Source organism: Streptomyces sp. LUP47B (genome assembly GCF_001746295.1).
Classification (GTDB): Bacteria; Actinomycetota; Actinomycetes; order Streptomycetales; family Streptomycetaceae; genus Streptomyces.
Map to the genome: position 1 here is coordinate 1 of NZ_MJAH01000016.1, position 21,902 is coordinate 21,902.

The window sequence follows — 21,902 nt, forward strand, 5'->3', positions numbered from 1 at the left end:
CGAGAGCGTCAACGCCCGCATCCGCAGGTCCGTCCGCGCCCGCGGCCACTTCCCCAACGAGGCCGCCGCCCTCAAGTGCATCTACATGGCCTTGATGAGCCTGGACCCGACCGGGAAGGGCCGCAGGCGGTGGACCATGCGCTGGAAAGCACCTCTCAACGCGTTCCAGATCGCCTTCGAGGGTCGCCTGACCCCGAGCAACAGCTGACCACTCAACAACCAAGATCAGCCGTTAAATTGACACACCCTACCCACGCAAGACCAGGGATGGACTGCCGGGTTGCTCGGGTCTCCAAGAGCTGCCGATCCGCGGTTGAATGCCGGTGTGGCACGGAAAGTGGTGGGATTCGGCGAGGACGATCTGAGGGTGCTGGCCGGGGCTCGGTCCTTCGAGCGGGGGCTGGGGTATCTGGACGCGGTGAGTGGTCTGGATGTGGGGGAGGACTCGGTCACCGCCGTGGTGCACGGTACGGATGTCTACGAGGTAGAACTCGCCCTTGGTGGGGGTGACGGGATCTCGGGATGGTGCGATTGCCCGTATGGGCAGGAGGGCAACTTCTGCAAGCACTGTGTGGCGGTCGGGATGACCGTGTTGCGGCGGGCGAAGACGATACCGCAGCAGCGGGCCGCGGCGCGGGCCCGGTCTTCCGGCTTGGAAGCGTGGCTTTCAGGGCTGTCACGCGACCAACTCCTGGTGCTGGTGCGCGAGCAGGTCGCCGAGGACCGGGAGCTGCGCCGACGTTTGGAGCTGCGGGCGGCCGCTGCTCGTTCTGACCTTAGTACGATCCGGGATCGGATCATCGCGCTGATCGATCCGCGGCCGTTCGCCCGGTACGGGTACATCGAGTACGCGGATGCCTCCGGGTATGGACGACAGGTCGCCGAGGCGGCGAGTGCCCTGCGGGCCTTGACCGCCGACGGGGAGGCCGCGCAGGCGGTCGCTTTGGCCGAGGAGGCGCTCCGGGTGCTGGGAGGGACGTACGGGGAGATCGACGACTCGGACGGCGTGGTCGGGGAGGCCGCCGCCGCAGTGGCGGAGGCTCATCTGGAGGCCTGCGTGGTCGCACCCCCCGATCCGGAGCGGCTGGCGGAGTGGCTGGTAGGACGTCTGCTCGCCGACGACAGCGATGTGACGGACCTGGATCCGCTCGCCTATGCCGACGTGCTGGGACTGAGCGGACTGGCCCGCATTCGGCAGCTGGCGGCTGAGGCACTCAGGCGCAGGCCGTCCGGCTGGGCGGAGCGGTACCTGATGGAGCGCCTGGTCAAGGCGGAGGGCGACGTCGACGCACTGGTCGCCCTGTATGCGCAGGACCTCAATCCGTCCGGTGCCACCCATCTGCTTATCGCTGAGGAACTGGAAACGGCGGGCCGCACGGAAGAGGCACTCGCCTGGGCCGAGCGGGCACTGCGGGACTGTGCCGCCGAGACGCACATCGACAGTCGTCTGGTCGAGTATGTATGCGTCCGGTACGCGAAAACGGGGCGGGGGGCGGACGCGTTCGCGGTGCGCCGGGACCGGTTCCGTGTCGAGCGGTCCCTCGCCGCCTACCGGCAGCTGCGCTCCGCCGCCGCGGCAGACTGCTGGGAGGTCGAGCGCGCGGCGGCGCTGGCCATCTTGAGGGAGGACGCCCGTCGTGAGGGCGGCGGCCGGTACGGCGGGCCCGTGCTGCTCGACGTGCTGCTCGACGACGGCGACCTGGACGCCGCCTGGCGAGAGGCGGCCGACCGCGCGGACGACCGGCAGTGGGAGCGACTCGCCGACCTGTCGCGCGAGATACGTCCGGCCGAGGCGCTCGGCGTGTACCTGCGGCTGGTCGAGCGATCGAAGGAGCCGACCGGGGACCGAGCCTACGAGCACCTGGCCGGGTTGCTCGTGGCGGCCCGTGACTGCCATCGCGCGCTGGGGACCGAGGACGCGTTCACCGGGTATCTCGCCGGCCTGCGGGCGGAACTCAAACGCCGACGCAGGCTGATGAGCATCCTTGACCGGCACGGGCTGTGAAAGGGGCTCCGGCAGAGGTCTCAGCGAACCCGTGCCCCTCCGCGGTCTCGGTAAGCCGCTCGTCGGCCTCGGAGCCGTCGGTGAACCAGGTCTGGCGCGACGTCTCCGGCCGGTTCCAGGTGCCGGTCTGGTCGCGCATTTCCGCGACGCCGGGGAGCGGTCCCCACAGTTTGAACACCTGGGCGAGGTCGATTGGCACGATGACCTGGTAGGTGTGGGCGGGGCTGGACGTTGTACGGGCGAAGACGGTGATCGGGACACTCGTTTGGGTCATGCCACGAGCATCGCGGCCAGCGCCTGCCCGAGGCACACATCGGTGCTGCTCAACCGTGCTCAGCGTTGCCCGCAGGTCACTCCCTCGGCAACTGGGGTGGCGGGGTCGGTGTGGGTGAGGTGGCCGGTTGTCGCGGCAGTTGTTCGGTGAGGCGTTCCTTGGCCAGGGCGAGGTGGCGCCGGTAAGTGCCATAGGGCACCCCCAGTCGTCTGGCGGCGGCCTTGTGGGTGCGGGAGGCCGAGATGTAGGCGGCGGTGAGGGCCTCGTGGGCTTTGACGCCCGCCGGGTCGATCTGTATCGCGTCGAGTGCGGTGGTGATGGCGCCGCGCAGGTCAGCGGTCGGGTCGGGTGAGCCCGGTGCCACGAGAGGGGAGTGCAGCAGAACGCTGGTCGCGAATTCGCGCGGGGTGTGCCAGGTGCGCAGCGCCTCGAGTACGCCTTCCTCGAACGCGGCGCGCGGCAGCTGGTCGCCCGGGCCGCTCGCGGGGGCGGTTGCGGGCCATGTCGCCAGGGGCGTGACCGTGGTGCGCGCCCAGTGTTGCACCCACTGTTCCATCGCCTGCCGTCGCCAGTCCCGGCCGAAGACGTGCTGTCGCAGGCCGCCGACGTCCACGTCCGCGACTTCCGGTATTCCGGCCGCGGCGAGGTAGCGTCCCCACCGGTCGGCGTCTTCGAAGACGGTGAAGGTCACCGCGCGTCCGTGGCTCCGCATCTCCTCGGCGATGGTGCGCCGGCTGCTGAGTTCCATCAGAGGTGAGGGCCGCTGTCGCCCGCCGGGTTGCACCGCGAAGCGGCGGATGCCCAGGTGCTCGCCCGGCCTCAGGGGAGCGGCTGCCTCCACGAGGTCCCAGACCGCTGCGATCACCGGGTCTGCGGCGCGGTCCTCGGGCAGCGGTGCGTCCAGCCGCAGGATGGCCATGAAGGCAACGGGTGTGGTGGAGCCGGTGTAGCGGTGGACGCGGAAGGCCTCCGGCTGACGGCGCAGCCAGTGCGCGACCGCGGCTGCCGATGCCGGGCCCTCGGCCTCCTCGGCCATCCGCAGCACGGCGGGCACGTCGTCGGGCCGCAGCGGAGTGTCCTCGATGTGGGGGTGCTTCCGGTGGTCGTACAGGTTGTCCGGGCGGTCGTGGTCGCGGAAGAGGAACATCCATTCCGCGACTCGTAAGAGCGCGTCGTCGGCGGTGGCGGAGCGTACGGCTTCCAGGCCGGCGAGGGAGATGCGGGCGCGGATGTCGTCGTAGCGCTCGGGGTCTCGCCAGCGCAGGTCGGCCGCGAGGGTCGCCCGCACCGCGTCGTGCGGGTGGAGCCCTTGCGGTGTGACCTCGATGTAGGGCAGCTGGCGCAGCCAGGGGAACACCGTATTGGTGTCCTCGTCACCCAGTACAGCGCGCAGCAGGGCCTCGCGGGTGACGTAGGCCTGTGCGACGACTTCGAGGGCGCGCCGGTGGACGGCGCTGGGCAGGTCGCCGACCAGCCGCTCGACCAGGGTCGTCAGGGTGTCGCCGGCGGGGTACCACGGCGCGCCGGGTGCGGCCGGCGGCACGGAGGCGGCCAGTGAGAGGGCGAGCGGGCTGCCTCCCGCGAAGGAGACGAAGGCGCCGCGCTGCTCGGCGGGGATCTCCCGGGCGGCGAGCAGGGCGTCGGACTCGGCGGGGTCGAGCGGCCGTACGGGCAGTGCGGTGAACAGTTGCGCCCACCCGGGGTCCAGCGACCATTCGGCGTCGGGGGCGGTCCTGCCGGCCACCACCACGATCGCCTGGTCGGCGAGCCGCAGCAGGAAGGTCTCGCGCAGCCACGTCTCGAGGGGCTGGCACTGTTCGAAGGTGTCGATGAGCAGCACCGCACCGGGTTCGGTGCACGCCGGGGCCGCGGCCTCCTCCAGCCGGCGCGGATCGGCGTCGAGGAACCGTCCGTCCACGTGGACCACGCGGCGGCCGGCGCGCTCGGCCTGCCGGGCGGCGTAGCGCACGAGCGAGGACTTGCCTATGCCGCCGGGGCCGTGCAGGTACGCCACGAGCGGAGCGTCCGGCGTCCCCGACAGCATCCGGTCGAGCACCGCCCGCTCCGGCTCCCTGCCCACCAGCGCTCCGGCCCGTGCCTCCGCCAGCCGGTCCGCCAGGCCCCTCGCACCCAATCCGGGCTCCTTTCGTCAGGCCCATTTTGCCGTCGAAGATCGGTTCGATGAAGCGCTTTCTACGTGAGTGGTACCGAGCGCGGAGCGGCGTCCCGGGAGGGGGGTCGCCGCTCGGATGTGTGTGCAGCATCGATTCGGTGTCGTCCGGGTGCTGCGGTTCGGTCTCCTCGCCCGGAGCTTCGGCTCGTTCGTCCATGTCCATCTCTCCTTCGGTGTGTTCTTCTCCGGGCGTGAAGCCGCCGGTTCAGGCGGCGGGGTGCCTGCCGGCCGGTGACGTGACGATGAGTCCGGGGGCCGCTCCCGCGGGCCGGCGGCCACGGAGGCGACCGGCATGAACCGGTCGCCGCACGCGAGTTGCAGGGAGCTGAGGAGCATTTCGCGGTTTGCGCCCGCTGGGTCAGGTGAGGAGGTACGCCCTCAGGATTGTCGCCGTGTAGGTGTTGCCCTCGGTGTCGGTCAGGGTCGTCTTGAAGGAGACGGAGCGGGCCTTGGTCGGTTGGGTGATGGCAACGGTCTTCTTGCCGTGGTCGGTGGTTACGCGGGCGGCGGACCAGGTTGCTCCGGCGTCGTAGGAGACCTGCACTACCAGGGACTTCAGGTGCTTGGCGGCCGGGCCCTCGATGGTGAGCGGGACCGTGGTGCGGCGGCCGGAGGCGGCCGTGCCGGTGGGGGTGAGGGTGGGATGGAAGCGGACGGTGGAGAGAGGGAGGGGGGTGGAGGCGCTCGGTTGCTGTGACGTGTGTTTCGAGGTGAAGGTCCAGGCCGCGGTGAGGCGGCTGGTGGTTGCGGCCACCGTGGCCGGGCGGGTCAGGTCCGTGCGGATCGTGTACCGGGTCGAGCCGGCCGGGAGGTTGTCGACGCTCTGGCAGAGGTCGCCGTCGTTGTCGAGGAGGGTGCTGCCGCCCGCCGTGACCGTAGTGTGCCGTGCGGCCACGGAGAACGCCGGGTGGCCGGCACCGTCGGCCAGGTCGGGGACGCACAGGTCGAGCGTGTCGCCGCCGCGCCGCGCGCCGTACGCGCCGCCGACGAGGGGGCTGAAGACGCCCACGTTGTACGTCGACTCGTACGTCCGGCCCGCCCGGTAGGACACCGGGCTCTCCTCGCCGTAGAACACGTCGGTGTCGTCCCCGGAGGCGTTCTGCTGGCCGAGGCCGACCGTCCAGCGGAAGCCCTTGGGCGTGGTGACGTACGTCTTCGCCGTCGCCGGGAGTGGGAACGGAGCGCTCACCGTGCCCAGCGCCAGGGTGGGTCCGTGCCACATGGCGTTGACGATGCCCTTGCGGTGGGCGACGGAGGAGCCGAAGTGCCGCTTCGACAGGGCGAGTTCACTCATCCGCGCGGTGTGCCGATAGCCGGTGGGGAAGCGGTCGGGCAGGTTGTAGAGGAGGTTGTAGGTGGTGCTGCCCTTCTGCCACAGGCTGCTGATCTGCGTGCTGAGCTTCCCGGGCGCGGCGGCCGGCCCCAGCGTCGCGGTGCGCAGATCCGTGAACGGGCCCCAGAACAGAGTGGAGTTGTGCGCGTCGTTTCCGTCGCCCACACCGAAGTTGAGGAAGCCGTCCAGCATCTTCCCGCCGCCCCTCGGCGGAGTGATCTCGACCGGCTTGGCCTTGCGGGCGTCGAAGGTAACCGTCGTGTTCTTGGTGATCGAGAGCTTCGGCCGGACGAGCGCCGAAGTGCCCTCGGCTCCGGTTCCGCCTTCGGCTTCGGCTTCGGCTTCGGACATCACCGTGTCGACGACGTAGTCACCGCGTGGCACGCGCACCTTGTAGACGCCCTTGGCGATCTGCTGCGAGTCGTTCAGTTCCGTGGTCCAGTAGTCGCCCGAGTGGCTGTAGATCTCGGTCAGCGGCGAGCTGACGGGGTTTCCGCCGCGGTCCAGGAACTTCAGGGTCAGATCGTGTGCCTCGGCCTCGCGTACGACGCCGAAAGCCGTCCGTACGACCGTTTTGGTGCCCGGCTCGGTGGCGATGACCGCGCCCGAGTACGCGCCGTCCGCCGCCTCGGTGCGGGTGTCCGCGGTGAGGTCGACGCTCGCGGTGCCGCCCGCGGGGACGGTGAGGTGCGAGGCGCTGAGCCTGAACATGCCCGCAGGCGCGGTCTGTCCGGACGGGCCGGTCGCGGTGGCGGCGAGGTCCAGGGTGACCGGAGAGTCGCCGTCGTTGCGGTAGGTGACGGACCGGGTGGACGGCTGGTCGTCGGAGTGGGGCCACAGTTGCTCCCCGAAGGACACCGAGGTCTGCTCGCTCACCACGGTCTGGGTGAGCGCCCGCGCCAAGGCGACCCGGCCGGTCCCCTGCTGGTAGCCGGTCAGGCCGGCAGTCGGGGCGGCGGAGGCGGTCAGTACCTGCTTGATCCGCTCTCCCGTCCAGTCGGGGTGCCGCTGTGCCAGGATCGCGGCGGCCCCCGCGACGTGCGGCGTCGCCATCGACGTACCGGACATGGAGACGTAGCCGTCAGCCGCCGGGTCGCCCAGTTCGCCGTGGGCCGCCTTCGCCGAGACGATGTCCACCCCCGGCGCGGTGAGGTCGGGCTTCAGCGCGCTGTCGGCGGTCGGGCCGGTGCTGGAGAAGTCGGCGATACGGTCCTTGCCGTCGACCGCGCCCACCGCGAGCGCCGACTTGGCCGTGCCCGGGGAGCTGAGGGTGCCGGGCCCGGGGCCGTCGTTGCCTGCCGCGGCGACGGTGAGCATGCCGGTGCTCTTGGAGAGGGCGTTCACGGCCGTCTCGACCGGGTCGTTCCCCGGGATGTCGGTCTGGCCGAGGCTGAGGTTGGCCACCTTCGCGCCCTGCGCGGCGGCCCACTCCAGGCCGGCGATGATGTTGGAGTCGGCGCCCTCGCCGCTGTCGTCGAGCACCTTGGCGTTGAGGATCTCGGCGCCGGGCGCGACGCCCCGGTACAGGCCACCGGACCCGGCCCCCGAGCCGGCCACGATCGCCGCGACATGCGTGCCGTGGCCCTTACGGTCGTCCGTACTGCCGGTGCCGCTGAAGTCCTTCGACTCCGTGACCAGCGAGGCGAGGTCCGGGTGTGTGGTGTCGATGCCGGTGTCCAGGACGGCGACCTTGACGCCCTTGCCGTCGTACCCGGCGGCCCAGGCGTCCGGCGCGCCGATCTGTGTGACGTTGCCGCTGGCCTCCCCCCGCACCGCCCGCACGGCCCGCGCCGTGAACCGGCCGTCCAGCCAGACCCGGGCGACTCCCGAGGCGGTGGTAAGGGTCTTCCAGGCGTCGCCGGCCTCGGACTTGGGCACGGTGAGCGCGGCGCCGCCCACGCTGGGCAGGTTCCGGCGTACCGTGACGTGCGCGTTCGCCACCAGCGACTTCTGGGTGTTCGCGCGCCGGGCGCCCTTACCGTCGTACGTCACGATCAGCGGGAGCGTGCCGCGCCGGGCGTCGTCGTATCCGGCGCGTATCAGGGTGCTGACGTCGAACAGCCGCTTGTCCAGGGTGCCTTGGCCGATGCGGGCGGCGGCGTCGGCCGGCACGACGTACTGTTCGCCGTCGACGCGCCGGACGGACACCGGGACGTCCTCGCGTCCCGGCGCCTGCTGCACGCCGGTCACCCGGCCCCGGGCGTCCAGTCGGACCCGGTCCCCGGTGACCAGGGTGACGAACCGGGCCGGTGATCCGGCGCCCGCCGCTGCGGCGGTGGACGCCCCCGCGGTCCGCGCGCCGAACTCGGAGGCGGTGTTGGTGTCCGCGGTGCGCAACCCGAGCCCCGTGCCGGTGTCCGTCACCGAGACGCCCGTCATCACTCCCGCGACCAGCAAGGCGGCCAGCGCCGCCGATGAGGATCCGATACGCATCAGCCCACCTGCCCGGGAACCTGCTTGCTGGCGTCGACGATGGCGCGCTGCGTGATCGCGCTGGTGAACGTGACGGTGCCGACCTTGAACGGGCTGTCCGCCACCTTCTTGACCACAACGTTGCGCTCGCCGAGGAACTGCAAGGTCTTCTTGTCGAAGATCCATTCAGTGCGCTCACCGGCGGCGTCGTTCTGCCGGGCGATCGCCACCCCGTGACGGCCCACCGCATCGACCGCGTCGTCCACCGCCACGACCCCGGGGATCTTGGCCGCGGCCTTGTAGAGGGCGGCGGTGAGACCGGCGGGCGGATAGCTCTCGGTCAGCAGATCACCGATGGCGACGAAGGCCGCCTGATCGCGGGGCACTTCGTGGTCCCGGACGGCGTCCGAGTCCCGGTAGATCCGCTGCAACAGCGCATCGGGGTCGGTGGGCAGCTTGACCAAGGCATCGTAGGCCGAGTCGATCGGGATGTCGCTGGACAGGGTCATGCCCTTATCGCTCGTCTCGCCCGCTTCGATCAGCCAGCCGTCCTTGCCGTCGAGGGAGTTCCAGACCTGACGGGAGTGAAGCTTCTGGCTGACCACCGTGGTCTTGTTGTCGACGGTGTGGGGGTAGGTGCTGGCCACCTTCGAGGCGATGTAGACGAACTGGCCGGCGTGCGGCGTGGGTCCGGAGACATCGGCGGCGGCCAGAGAGATGCGGTCGAGCAGTTGGGGGGCGCCCTTGGCGTCGGCGACGCCGATCCGGGTGGTCAGCGCGGGGCCGGTGGCCAGAGCGGTCTTGCCACCGCCGTCGTTGCCGCCGGACAGAGTGACGCCGGCCACGACCGCGCCGGCCAGGGCGAAGGCCGCGGCGGGGAGAAGGATCGCGCGGCGCAGGAACGGATTGGGGCGCCGCGGGGCGACGGCCGGCCGGCCGTCGGTGCGGGTGGTGCGGAGGTCTTCGTGGATCTGGGCCATCATCTGCTCCTTGTGGAACTGGTGGCGGCCCGCCGGCAGATCCCGCTCGACGGAGGGCAGGAGGCCCTGGGTCTCCGTCCACTCAGCCGGGCGTGGCTGGGAGGGGCTGGCGTTCATCGGTTTCCTTCCTGTGCGGACCGGATCACGTATCCGCGATCACCTGTTATCTGCCGGTTGGTGGCGATGAGTTCCCGATTTTCTCCGAGCAGTTCCGCGCTTCTCCCATTCAGCAGTTCCGCGTCCGCGAGCTTGCGGAGCCTGCCGCGGGCGCGGGACAGCCGGGAACGGACGGTGCCGACGGGGATGTCGAGGGCGCGGGCGGCCTCGGCGTACTCCATGCCCTCCCACAGACACAGCGTCAGGACCTCGCGTTCGGGGCGTTTGAGCAGACTGAGCGCGGTGAGCGTGGCGGCGATCCGACGCCGGTCGTCAAGCCGTCCGACGGTCTCCTCGGCATGGTCCTCGACCAGCTCCTCAGCGGCGCCCGCGGCCGCCGCAGCCTCGGCCGCGTTCCGGTAACGCCGGTTGCTGCGGTACTGGGAGCGGGCGACGTTGGTCGCGATACCCAGCAACCACGGCCGCAGCGAACCCCCGTCGGCCTCGACCGACGCACGACGCCGCCACGCCTCCACGAACGTGGTCGACATGACGTCCTCGGCCGCGGACCAGTCGGCGGTCAGCCGGAAAGCATGGTTGTACACCGCACGGGCGTACGCGTCGAAAAGTTCCGCGAAGGCGTCCGGCTCTCCGGTTCGCACCCGGGCTCGCATATCTGTGGTCACGTCCTGAACTGCCCGATCGCGCGGGCGAGTTCCAGTGCTCTACGTCACACCGGTCCCGGGAGTCGCCCCCGCCACCGGGAAAGCGGCTGCCCGCACGCCACGTCGAGCCGGGACACCGCGGGGATCAAGACGACGAACAGCCAGCCGCTCCGGCGAGTACTCCACCACGAACTCGGACTTGAGTGCTGGGGTACGCGGTCGGTGACCTCTGGGGGGTGAGTCGGCTTGCGCCCGTCTCATCGGATCTGTCCTTCGTGGAAACCCCGGCCTTCAGGCCGGGGAGGAAACGAAGCTCCTGCGGAGCAGCCTCGACTCCGGCACGTGTGAGCGTTCCGAAGGACAGCGAGTAGTGCGCGCCGTGCGTCCGCACACTGCGCTCGCCACTCCACATGGCCCGGATGAGGGTGATCGCCTCTTCCAGTGCGTCGACCGCCTCTCTGGGCGTGCGACGGGAGCCGCCCATGGCCTCGACGGCTTCCCAGAAAGCGCCGGCACCCAGGCCGAGCTGGACCCGGGAGCCGGTCAGTCTGTCCAAGGTCGTCACAGCCTTCGCCAGCACCGCCGGCGGACGCAACGGCAGGGAACTGACCGTCGGGACGAGCGTGACATGTCGCGTCCGCGCGGCCAGGAAGGTGAGCAGTGTCCAGGTGTCGTCGAACGCCGCCTGATACGGATGGTCCTGAATGGTCAGAAGGTCAAGGCCGAGACCGTCGATGAGCAGTGCCTGCTCGCTGGAGCGGCCGACGCGGAGGGCAGTTGGGTCTACGTTGGCGCCGAAACAGGACAGGGAGAGGCATTGAAAGTCTCCTGAGCGACCGGCGCTTGCTCGACGGCGGCCGCAGTGGCCGGGAGCGGGAAAGGGAACTGGTCCGCCGCCTGGGAGGCAGCGCCTTCAAGACCGGGCGGCGGCCAGAGATGGCGGCGGTGCGCAGGGCAGTGAACTGGACCTCGATGGCGTTGAGCCAGGAACTGTTCGTCGGGGTGCAGGGCGATGGACCCGAACAATGTGGTCCTGGCTGTCGTCCAGCTCAGCGGGTAACTTCCCCCTGGCGACCGATGCCGGGCCTGTCGGCCCTTCGAGTCACAGGAACTCGCTTCGATAGGTCGAGGCCAGCTCGGCCGCGCGGCGGCGGCGCTCCGCGAGCTCGCTCTCCGACAGTTGTGGCGGCGGTGCGTCCTTGCCCGCGACGACATCGCCGATGCGCGTGAAGTACTCGTCCTGGCCGGCCGGGGTGCACATGCACAGCATGCGGGCCGGCGCACCCGAGGCGTTGCGGAAGTTGTGCGGGGCGTTGGCCGGGACGTTGACCGTGGACCCGGCCCGTACGGTGTGCTTCTCGCCGCGAAAGGTGAACTCGATCTCGCCCTCGAGGATGGTGAACATCTCCTCGAAGTCGTGCCGGTGCGGCGGCGGGCCGCCGCCGTCGGGGACGCACATGTCGATCAGGCAGTACCGGCCGTCGGTCTGCTCTCCGGTGACCAGTATGGCGTAGGTGTTGCCCACCAGAGAGATGTACGTCGTACCGGGATCGTCGGGGTCCGCCACGGTCAGCGAGCGGGACAGGTCGTCGTCGGGAAGCATCGGGATTGTCTCCTTCGAAAGTCAGTCAGGTGGGGATCAGGTGCCGGGCGGTCTCATAGAGTCCGGCAGTCTCCCGGACGTCGATGCGCATGCTGCGCGAAGTGGGAGCAGGGCCCGGCCGGGCGGCGCTTCAATGTGTTCTTGCCGGTGTCCGAGGGGCTCCCTCGCGGAGGGCGACGCGACGAGGGGCTCGGTGCCGGCTCAGATGGATTTGAGGACGCGGATGCGGTCGGCGATGGCGCGACGGGCGACGTCGGAGGTGAAGGCGATGGAGTCGAATTCGTGGGGGACGCCGGGGTGCAGGTGGAACTCGACCGGCACGCCGGCGCGGCTGAGTTTGGTGGCGTAGGCGGTGTCTTCGTCGCGGAAGACGTCGAGCTGTCCGACCTCGATGTAGGCCGGTGGCAGGCCGGTGGCGTCCTCGAGCCGGGCCGGGGCTGCCGTGGCCGGGACGTCGGGCCCGCCGGCGGCCTCGCCGAGCAGGGCCGGCCATGCGGTGAGGCTGTCGTCGTAGGACCACAGCAGGTAGGGCGCGATGTGGGGATCAGTGGTGGTGGTGCGGTCGTCGAGCATCGGCATGATGAGGATCTGGCGGGCGATCTTCGGGCCGCCGCGCTCGCGGGCGAGGATCGTCAGGGCTGCGGCCATGCCGCCTCCGGCGCTGTCGCCCATCACACCGATGCGGTTGGCGTCGACGTCGAGTTCGGGGGCGTGTTCGTGCAGCCAGCGCAGCGCCGTGTAGGCGTCTTCGAGCGGGGTCGGGAAGGGGTGCTCGGGGGCGCGGCGGTACTCGACTGACAGCATCGGCACGCCGCTGGCGGAGACGTAGCGGGAGACCGGGCCGTCGAACAGGTCGATGTGGCCGAAGATGTATCCGCCGCTGTGGAAGAACAGCACGGCCGCGCCCGGCGCCGCGCCGTCCTTGGTGTACCAGCGCATTTTGATCTGTGTGCCGTCGTCTGCGGTCGCGTAGTGCTCGTGGGTCGTCACATCGGCCGGGATCGGCTGCGCGGCTCCCGCGGCGCCGATGATCGGTTCCCACATGGCGCGGCGGCCCGCGATGTCGCCCACAGCCGGCGGCTTGGCCTCGGCCATCGCGCCGGCCATCGGGCCCAGTGCCTGGGCGATTTCGGGATCCAGACTGAGTGCCATGGTCTTTTCCTTTCGGTGGAGGTCGGTGTCAGTCGTCAGGCGGTGGGCGGGATGACGATGACCTTGCCGTGCACCGCGCCGTCGGCGGCCCGGGCGTGGAGCGCCGGGAGTTCGGCCAGCGGTACCCGTTCGGCGACGTCGACACGCAGCTCGCCGCGGTCGGTCGACGCCACGAGCTGGGCCAGCTGGTTGGCGTCGCTGCGGACGAAGAGGTCGATGCCGCGCACATCGCGTGCTTCGTCGCTGGGCGCGGGCATCCATACCGTGGTGTTCACGAGGACACCGCCGGGTCGGACCAGGGTGACGAGCGCGGCCAGTTCGTCCGGGGCCACCGGTGCGAGGTTGAGTGCGAGGTCGACCGGTTCGGTCACCGCGGCGGTCACGCTGGTGGTGGTGTGGTCGATGACTTCGTCGGCGCCGGCCGAGGTGACGGCCTGGCTGCTGCGCGGGCTGGCTGTGGCGATGACGTGGGCGCCGGCGTTCTTGGCCAGCTGCACGGCGTAGCCGCCGACGGCTCCGCCGGCGCCGTTGATCAGCACGCGTTGCCCGGCGGTCAGCTTGCCGTGGTCGAACAGTGCCTGGTATGCGGTCAGGCCCACCACCGGGAGCGCGGCGGCGTCGGCCAGGGGGACGCTCTTGGGTGCCGGGGTCAGGATGTCGGCCGGGGCGAGGACGTACTGCGCGGCGGCTCCGGTGCCGTCCATCGGCAGGAAGCCGATCACGTCGTTGCCGACCGCGAGGCCGTCGACGCCCTCGCCGACCGCGTCGACGGTGCCGGCGACGTCGATGCCAGGCGTGTGGGGCAGCTTCACCGGTATGGGGCCCTGCATGAAGCCGCCGCGGATGTTGCCGTCGACGGAGTTGAACGACGTCGCGGCGACGCGGATGCGGACCTGCCCGGCCCCGGGGAGGGGCTGCTCCACGTCTTCGTAGCGCAGGACGCTCGGGTTGCCGTACTCGTTGAAACGTACTGCCTTCATTTCGGTTCTCACCTTCACTGCGATCCATGTTGCTTCGAATTCGAAGCACCTGTTGAGGACCATACATCTGCTTCGAATTCGAAGCAAGTGTTGGCGGTCACTGCTGGTGCGAGCGCATCGCCGCGGCGAGTTCGAGGGCGGCTCGGTCGATGCAGGCGCGCAGCCGCGCCGCGTCGGTTTGAGCCGTGGCCAGCCCGTCGGCGGGGCCCGCGACGACGACCGTGGGCACGGGGGCGGCGTGCACGTCGGTCAGGTGCCTGCGCATCACCTGCGCAAGGTCGGGCGGCTGCTGGTGGGAGCCGCTGTGAAGCGCCAGCAGTGCCGGCATGCCGGAGAGGACTTTCTCCCCGAGAACGGCGAAGAACGAGTCGAACACCTCGCTCGGGCAGGCGGCGAGCACCGGGGTCGCCACCACCAACCCGTCGGCCGTCACGACCGCCGCGATCGCCTCCCGCAGGTCCAGGCTGGCGCGGCCCCGGGCGGAGTGCTGGGCGAGATCGGCCGCCAGCCGGTGCAGCTCCACCACCTCCACCTCGGCACGCGCACCACCAGCCGCCAGTGACCGGCACACAGCCTCAGCGACCCAGTCCGCGAGCAGACGGGTCGGGCGCCCGTAACCGACACCGGCGCACAGGACGGCCAGAGACACCGGGCTCCACGCGGCGGTGCTCATCCCGGCAACGTGTTCACGGTTTCTGCCCTGCGGCCGCGCTGTGGTGCCGTCACCGGGGAGGGCCGAGGACGACGTTGCGCAAGGTAAGGGATGTCCATGGCCGGTCCTCGGGATCTGTGGGCGGCGGCGCCGTCCTTCTGCTCGCAACCCTGCGCCGCACCACTGCCCGAACTCCATGCTCTTCGCTGCTCAGTCGGGCCCAACACTGCCCACACCGTGTGCGCACGAGGTCACCCATCGGACCGAGGAGACCCTCGCGTCCGCCCGATCCACCGCCCCGGGTCGGCGCCGGAACGCGCGGAGAAAGTCACTTCCAGATCCGCCTGCAGTGGTTGGAACTGCAGAACGCCACCACACCACACTCTTCGAATTCGAAGCAGTAGACTTCGGTCATGCCTGATTCACCGCCGTCGCTCGACCCCCTGCAGCTCGGTGCCTACTTCGACCTCATCGAGGTGACCAGCCTGCTCCGGCACGCAGTCGAACAGCAGCTGCGCGAAACCGGCGATCTCAGCTATGTGCAGTTCCAGCTGCTGGCCCGCCTCGGGGACTCGCCGACGGGCAGTCACCGCATGACCGATCTGGCCGACGGCCTCGTCTACAGCCGCAGCGGCCTGACCTACCAGGTGGATCTCCTCCAGAAGGAGGGCCTGGTCGTCCGCGCTCCCTCGCCGGACGACGAGCGGAGCATCACCGTCACCCTCACCGATGCCGGGCGTGAGCTGCTAGCGAAGGTGCTGCCGGGTCACATCGAGGTGGTCAGCGGCCTGCTGTTCGAGCCGCTTTCGCGCGACGACGTCAAAGCTCTCGCCGGCCTGCTGGCACCGGTGCGCGACCACATGCGCTCGACACCGCCCCGCTCAGCCGCGCCTCGCCGCCGCAAAGGCGGAGCATAAGGACTCGACCCAGACCACGCGGTAGGGACACGGCACGTCCCGCTCGACGCCGGGCCAAGGGAAGCGACGAGCCACGCCGAGGGCAGGGGCTGTGGCGTAACGCCCGGACGACGTCGAGTCGATGCTGCATACAGGCGAGCATCGCTCTCCGTCCCGTGAGCTGGCCCGCAGTCGGTGTTACAGGCGGTGCCAACCTGGAGAATTTCCGGCCCGCCCCGCGACGAACTTCGGCAGGTGGCCGGTATGGCCCCGCGAAGCTGGCCACCCGCGTGACAGCCCTGACAACCGAGGGGGCCGGCGAGGGATCTGCGGAGCGGAGCGGGAGGCAGGCCCAGGCGCGGCGGATGCCGATGTCGTTGATGAACGGCACCTGAGGCGGGGCATCCCAGCCCCTTCTCGCCGACCGCCTGGATCCCGCGGCAAGCCGGGGGTGTTCTGGTCGGCCATGGCGGCGTCGTTTCCTCCGACCGCCCCACCTTCAACACAGGGGCACCCTTCGCTTCGACTGAAGTGGCCCGATGAATTCTCAAGATACGTCCACGCGAGGCCCGAAATTCCACCGATCGCATTGACCTGAGGTTCAAGTGGTCCTACCTTTCCCTGGGTTGAGTTCCAGATCCCACGGGAGGGGTCCATGCCAACGCACCGCAGAGCCGCCCTCGTCGCCCTCGTATCCACCGTCCTGGCCCTCGGCCCACCGGGGCTCGCCGCTCACGCGCTCGGCGCGCCGGGCCCAGCCGCCTCCGCGGACGTCTATGTGGCCCCCGGAGGCGACGACCACGCCGACGGCAGCGCCCGGCACCCCGTCCGCACGCTGGACCGGGCCCGTGACCTGGTTCGGGCCCGGGTCGCCGGCCTGCGCGCCGACCTGACGGTCCATCTGGCACCGGGCACCTATCGTCGTACCGGCCCACTCGTGCTGGACGCCCGCGACTCGGGGGCCAACGGGCATCGAGTGATCTGGCAGGGCACCGGCGACACGGTCATCAACGGCGGGCTCCGGGTGGCCGGATGGCACCGGGCACCCGGGCACAAGGGCCTGTGGGCCGCTCCCGCTCCCCGAGGACTCACCGACACACGGCAGTTGTACGTCGACGGAGTGCGCGCCCAGCGGGCCCGCGGGGCCGTGCCGGTCACACTGACCCAGACCGCGACCGGCTACACCGCCTCCTCCGACGCCCTCGCCCACTGGAAGCACCCCGAGGACGCCGAGTTCGTCTACACCAGCGGCGAAGCCCTGTGGAACATCGAACGCAACGGGCTCGGCCAGTGGACCGAGCCACGCTGCCCGATCGCCTCCGCCGACGGCACCAGCATCACCATGGCGCAGCCCTGCTGGGACAACTCCAACAAGCGGGTCGAGTTCCCCGACATCCCCGGCCGCACGGTCAGCATGGTCGGCCCCGGCCGCCTCACCAACGGCGGCAAGCCGTCGTACGTCGAGAACGCCTACGAACTACTCGACCAGCCCGGCGAGTGGTACCTCGACAAGAGCGACCACACGGTCTACTACCTTCCCCGCAAGGGCGAGGACCTCGGCCGCGCCGACGTCGAGGCAGCCGCGGCCGAGAAACTGCTCGACGGACGCGGCACCGCGGACGCCCCCGTCCACGACCTCGCCTTCCGCGGCATCCGGTTCAGTTACGCGACCTGGCTGACTCCGTCCCGGCCGGAGGGCTTCTCCGAGATCCAGGCCGGCTACACGATCACCGGCGACCGCGGCTGGGCCACACAGGGCCTTTGCCAGTACGTCCCAGGCGGAACCTGCCCGTTCGCCTCCTGGACCAAGATGCCGGGCAACGTCTCCTTCGCCCACGACCAGCGCGTGGAGTTCACCGACGACGTCTTCGCCCATCTCGGCGCCTCCGGACTGGAACTGGGCGCGGGCAGCGCGGACTCCTCGGTCAGCGGGAGCGTCTTCACCGACGTGTCCGGCAACGGGCTGGAGATCGGCTCAGTGGACGGACAGACCCCGGCGTCGGGCGTGCGCGTGACGGACAACCACCTGTACGGGCTGCCCCGCGAGTACCACGGCGGCGTGGGCATCCTCAACGGCTACACCCAGCACACCACCATCGCCCACAACCAGATCGACCACGTCGCCTACTCGGCGATCTCGATGGGATGGGGCGGCTGGCCCGACAAGATCGGCGACCCCGCGACCCCGAATCCCAGCCACGACAACGCCGTACGCGACAACCTGGTCTTCGACTACATGCAACTGCTCGACGACGGCGGCGGCGTCTACACCCAGGGCCTGACCGGCACCTCCCTGACCGACGGTGAGAAGGTCACCGGCAACGTCATCCATGACCAGTGGGGCCTGGGCAAGAGCGTCTACACCGACAACGGCTGCACCTACGAGACCGTCGAGGGCAATGTCCTCTACCGCGCCTCCTACGCCAACGTCGCCTCCCGGCACACCGACTACCGCGACAGCCTCGGCAACAACGACCCCACCCTGATCAAGGACAACTGGTGGGAGGAAGGCACCGCCGACGGGGACAACAAGGGCCTGGTGACCAGCGGCAACAAGATCATGACCGGACTGTCCGACGTACCGCCGGACGTCCTCGCGAACGCCGGACTCGAACCCGCCTACCGGCACCTGCTGACCCTGCGCGTCGGCGGCGTCTCCGTGCCGGAGGCGCCGGCCCGGGTCGGCACCAGCACGGCGGGCGCCGACGCGCTGTACGTGACCTTCAACCCCACCTTCGCGGACGGCGGTTCACGGGTGACCCGTTACACGGCACGGGCGTACGACCCCACGGGCCGTCAGGTCGCCCAGCAGTCCGTCGGCGCCGACGAGTTCAAACGCACCGCCCTGCTGCGCATCGGCGGACTACAGGCGGGCGGCGGCCCCTTCACTGTGACCGTCACCGCGAGCAACGACCAGGGCACCAGCGCTCCCTCGCTCGCCTCGGCGCCGCTGAGCCCGACGGCCGCGAGCACGCTGCCCGCCGCGCCGACGAGCCCGAAGCTGCGCACCGCGGCCACGGCCGCCACCCTCGCCTGGACCCCGCCGACCGGTACGGGTGACGCGAAGATCGTCGGTTACCGGGTGACCGTCTCCGACGGACGCGACCCGATCACGGTGACCGGCCGGGACGTGCTGGTCACCCAGCCCTCCGCCAAGGGCATGTTCCGGGTGATCGGAGGACTGAAACCCGGAACGCCCTACAGCGTGACGGTCGCCGCGGTCACGGCGGCGGGCACCGGCCCCGCGGCCACGGTCAGCGGGACCACGACCGCCGGTTAGCCCACCGAAACAGTCCGGGACCTCGTAACCCGACGCCGGCCGCCACCGCCGACGGTCGAGACCACACCATCGAGTTGAGGCTGCTGCCCGAACTGACCGATCCCGCAGCCGAATACCAAGGCCCACCCCCAACGGTGGGCCTTGGTGTGTCTCGCGAGACACACGTCAGCTTGTTCTTATGCTCTGAGCCGGTTTCGTTCGACGATGCTCTCGGGCCGTTTCGCGGTTTTGCCCACGTCGTAGCAGGGGCGGGCCGCTGGTTCTTCGAGCCAAGGGGCGTTCCAGGTCCGGGTGTTGAGGGTTTCGGTGCGCGGGCCGGGCAGTGCAGGTGCGGGTGGAGGTTCCTGAACCCCCCGGCGGACTCGGGCCGGGGTGAGCCGGCCAAGCTCGGCGGGCTTCTCCCTTGGCCGCCGTAAGCCGGCGGCGGCCTCGCGCAGGAAGCGGATCTGGGTGTGGGCGGCGATGATCAGCCAGGTCCAGCGCTCGCCGGCCTCGGGGCTTCGCAGCTTGGGGCGGGTCCACCCGAGGGTCGGTTTCATCAGCCTGAAGAGGTGCTCGATGTGGGCCATGCGCGGGGCGTCGAAGCGCGAATGCCCAGGTGAGCAACCTAGTTCGAAGCGCATTTCGGGACCGTCCCCCACGCGACCGACCTGACGGTAGCCTGATCGACATGACGGCTGAGGGCGAGACGGCAGAGGGTGAAGCCCTGGTTGGCGGCATGGTGAACGCGGGCGCGGTCTTCCGCCACGGTGCCCTGGTGGAACGCCCGGCACCGCGCACCGCGCGCGCCCTCCATGCCCATCTCCTCGCACTCAAGGGGCAGGGGTCGGGAACTGCTGCCGGTTTGCCGAGCATGAGTGACTTCTGGTGAGCGTGAGTGAGCGCCTGTACTGGATACGGTGGTTCATCTGCCGCCAGGAGAGTCTGCCTGCGGTGGTGGGCTGCCTGCGCTTTCGGGAGGGAACGGGAGTTCGTGGGTCGAATGGGTGACCTTTGCGGATGCTGCTCGTTGACTGGCGTGGACGGGGTTCTTCGGCAGGGCGGGGGTGTATGAGTGGGCGGGTTGCGGAAGGTGGCGGCGTCGTTCGTGGTGCCCGGCCCGGCCGGAGTGGCAATCCGGGACCGGCTGCGGGTGTCGAATGCGGACGCGGCGGTCCTCACCGAGGTCGGCGTCCACTTGGGGTCGCTGGCGGCCGGGGATCTCGCGGAGCGGTCCCGGCAGGGGCTGGGGCATGATGCGGCCTCCTGGGCGGTGCGCAAGAGGTCGCTGACGGGGAGGTCGTCGGCGCGCTGGGCGGGCAGCATCACCAAGGCCACCCATGATCAGTGGGCGCTGGCCCGGCGCGGGCAGGCCGCCCAGACGGCCTGGCTGCGGAGGCAGATCGCCTCCATCGAGGCGCGGCTGGCCCGGCCGCTGGGCGCAAAGGCCGACAAGCGGGCAGGGCTGGTGCGCGGCTATGCCACGCGCGTCGAGTGGCACGCCAAGTCCCGCCGCCTCCAGACCCTCAAGGCCCGGCTCGCGGTGGTGGAGGCGGACCAGGCGGCGGGACGGGTGCACGTAGTGCGTGGTGGCAAACGCCTCGCGAACGGCCGCCACCACCTTCGAGCGGCCAGCCTGGACGAGCACGCCTGGCGGCAGCGCTGGCAGGCGGAGCGGATGTTCCTGACCGCCGACGGGGAGTCCGGCAAGCGCGTGGGCAACGAGACCATCCGCGTCACCGAAACCGGCCAGTTATCGCTCAAGGTCCCGGCTCCGCTGACCCACCTGGCCAACGCACCTCACGGCCGCTACGTCTTGGACGCGACCGTGCGGTTCCAGTATCGGGGGCAGGAGTGGCGTGACCGGATCACCGCGAACCGGGCGGTGGCCTACCGCATCCACCACGATGTGCTGCGCGGCCGCTGGTATGTGACCGCGTCCTGGCAGCGCGCCGCCGCCCCCGCCCTGCCGCTTCAGGCGGCCCTCGCGCGGGGCGTGGTGGGAGTGGACATGAACGACGACCACCTCGCCGCATGGCACCTCGATGTCCACGGCAACCCCATCGGCGAACCCCAGCGCTACTTCCACGACCTCACCGGCACCGCCCAGCACCGGGACGCGCAGATCCGGCACGCCCTGACCAGGCTGCTGCACCACACCCGCCGCTGCGGGGCCGCCGCGATCGCCATCGAGGACCTCGACTTCAGCGACGGCACCAGCCGCGAGAAGCACGGCCGCAACAAACGCTTCCGCCGCCTCATCTCCCGCTTCCCCACCGCAAAACTCAAAGCGCGCCTCGTCTCGATGGCAGCCGAACAGAACATCGCGATCGTGGCGGTCGACCCGGCCTACACCTCCCGCTGGGGTGCCCAGCACTGGCAGAAACCACTGAGCACTACGACTCGCAAGATTTCCCGGCACGATGCGGCGAGCATCGCGGTCGGGCGACGCGCCCTCGGACATCCGATCCGGCGACGGACGGCACCGCCCCCGCATCACCGGAGTGATGGTGCGGGGCATCGGACCGTCCAGGCCCGACCGGAGATTCGTCGGCGTGACGAACCCCGCCCCCACCTTCCCGGACCGCGCACCGGATGCGCGCCGCCCGGCATTGGAGCGAAAGCGGGCGACCAGGGTGCCCAACACCGTTCGGGACACCCGGCTGAGCAAGAGTCCTGGCAACAGGACTCACTCCCGCTCAGTCTTTAGGAACGGTTCGACGCGGCTCCGAGGCCGATCCGTCTTACCGCAGACGGACGCGAGCAGCTGACCTTCATCCCGGGCGACGTCGCTCTGCCGCCGTTTCCGCGCTGGGTGATGACCGAGACCGCGTTGAGGTCGGTGGGAAGCCTGTTGAGGCGCCTGCACGACGCCGGCGCGGCCATCGCGGTTGACGCATGTGCTGAGTGGCCCCGATCCCTGGCCGACCCGGCGGGGGGAACGATGCTGTGCCACAACGATGTGTGCCCGGAAAACGTCGTCTTTCGCGACGGCCGTGCCGCAGCACTGATCGATTTCGACCTGGCGGCCCCCGGCCGAGCAGTATGGGATGTTGCCATGACCGCCCGCTACTGGGTTCCCATGCTCGATCCCACATCCGCGGCAGTTTTCTATCCCGCGGGGCTGGACGCTCCGGCGCGACTGCGGATCCTCGCCGACGGCTACGGTCTTTCCCCTCAGGAGCGTGGTGCATTGCCTGGCGTCGTCGAACAGGCCACCGCATCCTGCCGGGCCTTCGTCGCCGAGCGCGTGGCCGACGGCGACCCCGCCTACACCCAGGCGCTGTCCGATCACGGTGGTTGGCAGCGTTGGGACCGCATCCAGGAGTGGCTGGTGGCTCACCACGAAATGTTCACGGCTGCCCTGCTGGGATGACTAACTAAGAGCCCGCGCAGATAGGCGGCGTGGAAAGCCTCGGCAT

Annotated in this window: 14 protein-coding genes and 3 pseudogenes; 7 read left to right on the forward strand and 10 right to left on the reverse strand. The window is 70.3% G+C overall.

Annotation, left to right across the window (positions count from 1 at the left end; translation table 11 throughout):
• Positions 1–208: transposase (locus tag BFN33_RS37775; protein WP_176742557.1), on the forward strand; the 208-nt coding region annotated here is incomplete at its 5' end.
• A gap of 117 nt (positions 209–325) precedes the next feature.
• Positions 326–2,005, forward strand: a complete 1,680-nt coding sequence (locus tag BFN33_RS37780; RefSeq protein ID WP_069764728.1) for an SWIM zinc finger domain-containing protein — start codon at positions 326–328, stop codon at positions 2,003–2,005.
• Between the two features lie 350 nt (positions 2,006–2,355).
• On the opposite strand, the gene BFN33_RS37785 is transcribed toward BFN33_RS37780, so the two are convergent.
• The 9 genes from BFN33_RS37785 to BFN33_RS37825 form a co-directional block, all read right to left on the reverse strand.
• Positions 2,356–4,413 carry an ATP-binding protein gene (locus BFN33_RS37785; RefSeq protein ID WP_218109055.1) on the reverse strand — a complete coding sequence of 686 codons (2,058 nt, stop codon included), beginning with the start codon at positions 4,411–4,413 and terminating at the stop codon, positions 2,356–2,358.
• 397 nt (positions 4,414–4,810) lie between these two features.
• Positions 4,811–8,218: a S8 family peptidase gene (locus BFN33_RS37790; protein ID WP_069764729.1), complete on the reverse strand. Its 3,408-nt coding sequence runs from the start codon at positions 8,216–8,218 to the stop codon at positions 4,811–4,813.
• Positions 8,218–9,294 carry a CU044_5270 family protein gene (locus BFN33_RS37795; RefSeq protein WP_069764730.1) on the reverse strand — a complete coding sequence of 359 codons (1,077 nt, stop codon included), beginning with the start codon at positions 9,292–9,294 and terminating at the stop codon, positions 8,218–8,220. Before BFN33_RS37795 ends, BFN33_RS37790 begins: the two co-directional genes overlap by 1 nt.
• Positions 9,291–9,959, reverse strand: coding sequence for an RNA polymerase sigma factor (locus BFN33_RS37800; protein ID WP_069764731.1), 669 nt, complete (start codon positions 9,957–9,959; stop codon positions 9,291–9,293). The genes BFN33_RS37795 and BFN33_RS37800 overlap by 4 nt, the downstream gene beginning before the upstream one ends.
• A 124-nt stretch (positions 9,960–10,083) precedes the next feature.
• Positions 10,084–10,746: an LLM class flavin-dependent oxidoreductase gene (locus tag BFN33_RS50540; RefSeq protein ID WP_079141213.1), complete on the reverse strand. Its 663-nt coding sequence runs from the start codon at positions 10,744–10,746 to the stop codon at positions 10,084–10,086.
• Between the two features lie 294 nt (positions 10,747–11,040).
• The gene (locus BFN33_RS37810) at positions 11,041–11,541 is read right to left on the reverse strand and encodes a cupin domain-containing protein (protein WP_069764733.1); all 501 of its coding nucleotides are present in this window, start codon (positions 11,539–11,541) and stop codon (positions 11,041–11,043) included.
• A gap of 201 nt (positions 11,542–11,742) precedes the next feature.
• Positions 11,743–12,693: an alpha/beta hydrolase gene (locus BFN33_RS37815; protein WP_069764734.1), complete on the reverse strand. Its 951-nt coding sequence runs from the start codon at positions 12,691–12,693 to the stop codon at positions 11,743–11,745.
• Positions 12,694–12,728: 35 nt separating this feature from the next.
• Positions 12,729–13,673, reverse strand: coding sequence for an NADP-dependent oxidoreductase (locus BFN33_RS37820; RefSeq protein ID WP_069764735.1), 945 nt, complete (start codon positions 13,671–13,673; stop codon positions 12,729–12,731).
• A 97-nt stretch (positions 13,674–13,770) separates the two neighbouring features.
• A complete protein-coding gene (locus BFN33_RS37825) occupies positions 13,771–14,346 on the reverse strand; it encodes an NAD(P)H-dependent oxidoreductase (protein ID WP_069764736.1) in 576 nt (191 codons plus the stop codon).
• A gap of 392 nt (positions 14,347–14,738) precedes the next feature.
• Here BFN33_RS37825 and BFN33_RS37830 point away from each other — a divergent pair, with 392 nt between their 5' ends.
• On the forward strand, positions 14,739–15,242 hold the full coding sequence (locus BFN33_RS37830; RefSeq protein WP_069764737.1) for a MarR family winged helix-turn-helix transcriptional regulator: 504 nt from the start codon (positions 14,739–14,741) through the stop codon (positions 15,240–15,242).
• Positions 15,243–15,876: 634 nt separating this feature from the next.
• Positions 15,877–18,501, forward strand: coding sequence for a fibronectin type III domain-containing protein (locus tag BFN33_RS37835; RefSeq protein WP_069764738.1), 2,625 nt, complete (start codon positions 15,877–15,879; stop codon positions 18,499–18,501).
• A 176-nt stretch (positions 18,502–18,677) separates the two neighbouring features.
• Here the strand turns inward: BFN33_RS37835 and BFN33_RS37840 are convergent.
• Positions 18,678–19,073 (reverse strand): annotated as a pseudogene (locus BFN33_RS37840) (transposase); the annotation flags it as partial.
• Between the two features lie 98 nt (positions 19,074–19,171).
• Here BFN33_RS37840 and BFN33_RS50545 point away from each other — a divergent pair.
• The 3 genes and pseudogenes from BFN33_RS50545 to BFN33_RS37855 form a co-directional block, all read left to right on the forward strand.
• A pseudogene (locus BFN33_RS50545) lies at positions 19,172–19,339 on the forward strand (aminoglycoside phosphotransferase family protein); the annotation flags it as partial.
• Between the two features lie 216 nt (positions 19,340–19,555).
• Positions 19,556–21,190 (forward strand): IS200/IS605 family element transposase accessory protein TnpB, encoded by a 1,635-nt coding sequence (locus BFN33_RS37850; RefSeq protein WP_069764740.1) that lies wholly within the window; start codon positions 19,556–19,558, stop codon positions 21,188–21,190.
• Between the two features lie 6 nt (positions 21,191–21,196).
• Positions 21,197–21,856: pseudogene (locus tag BFN33_RS37855) on the forward strand (phosphotransferase); the annotation flags it as partial.
• Between the last annotated feature and the right edge of the window lie 46 nt (positions 21,857–21,902).

Excerpts from the sequence above, each read along its gene's own strand:
- BFN33_RS37790 (WP_069764729.1), bottom strand. The coding sequence starts at position 8,218 with ATGCGTATCGGATCCTCATCGGCGGCGCTGGCCGCCTTGCTGGTCGCG.
- BFN33_RS37795 (WP_069764730.1), bottom strand. The coding sequence starts at position 9,294 with ATGAACGCCAGCCCCTCCCAGCCACGCCCGGCTGAGTGGACGGAGACC.
- BFN33_RS37810 (WP_069764733.1), bottom strand. The coding sequence starts at position 11,541 with ATGCTTCCCGACGACGACCTGTCCCGCTCGCTGACCGTGGCGGACCCC.
- BFN33_RS37815 (WP_069764734.1), bottom strand. The coding sequence starts at position 12,693 with ATGGCACTCAGTCTGGATCCCGAAATCGCCCAGGCACTGGGCCCGATG.
- BFN33_RS37820 (WP_069764735.1), bottom strand. The coding sequence starts at position 13,673 with ATGAAGGCAGTACGTTTCAACGAGTACGGCAACCCGAGCGTCCTGCGC.
- BFN33_RS37825 (WP_069764736.1), bottom strand. The coding sequence starts at position 14,346 with ATGAGCACCGCCGCGTGGAGCCCGGTGTCTCTGGCCGTCCTGTGCGCC.
- BFN33_RS37830 (WP_069764737.1), top strand. The coding sequence starts at position 14,739 with ATGCCTGATTCACCGCCGTCGCTCGACCCCCTGCAGCTCGGTGCCTAC.
- BFN33_RS37835 (WP_069764738.1), top strand. The coding sequence starts at position 15,877 with ATGCCAACGCACCGCAGAGCCGCCCTCGTCGCCCTCGTATCCACCGTC.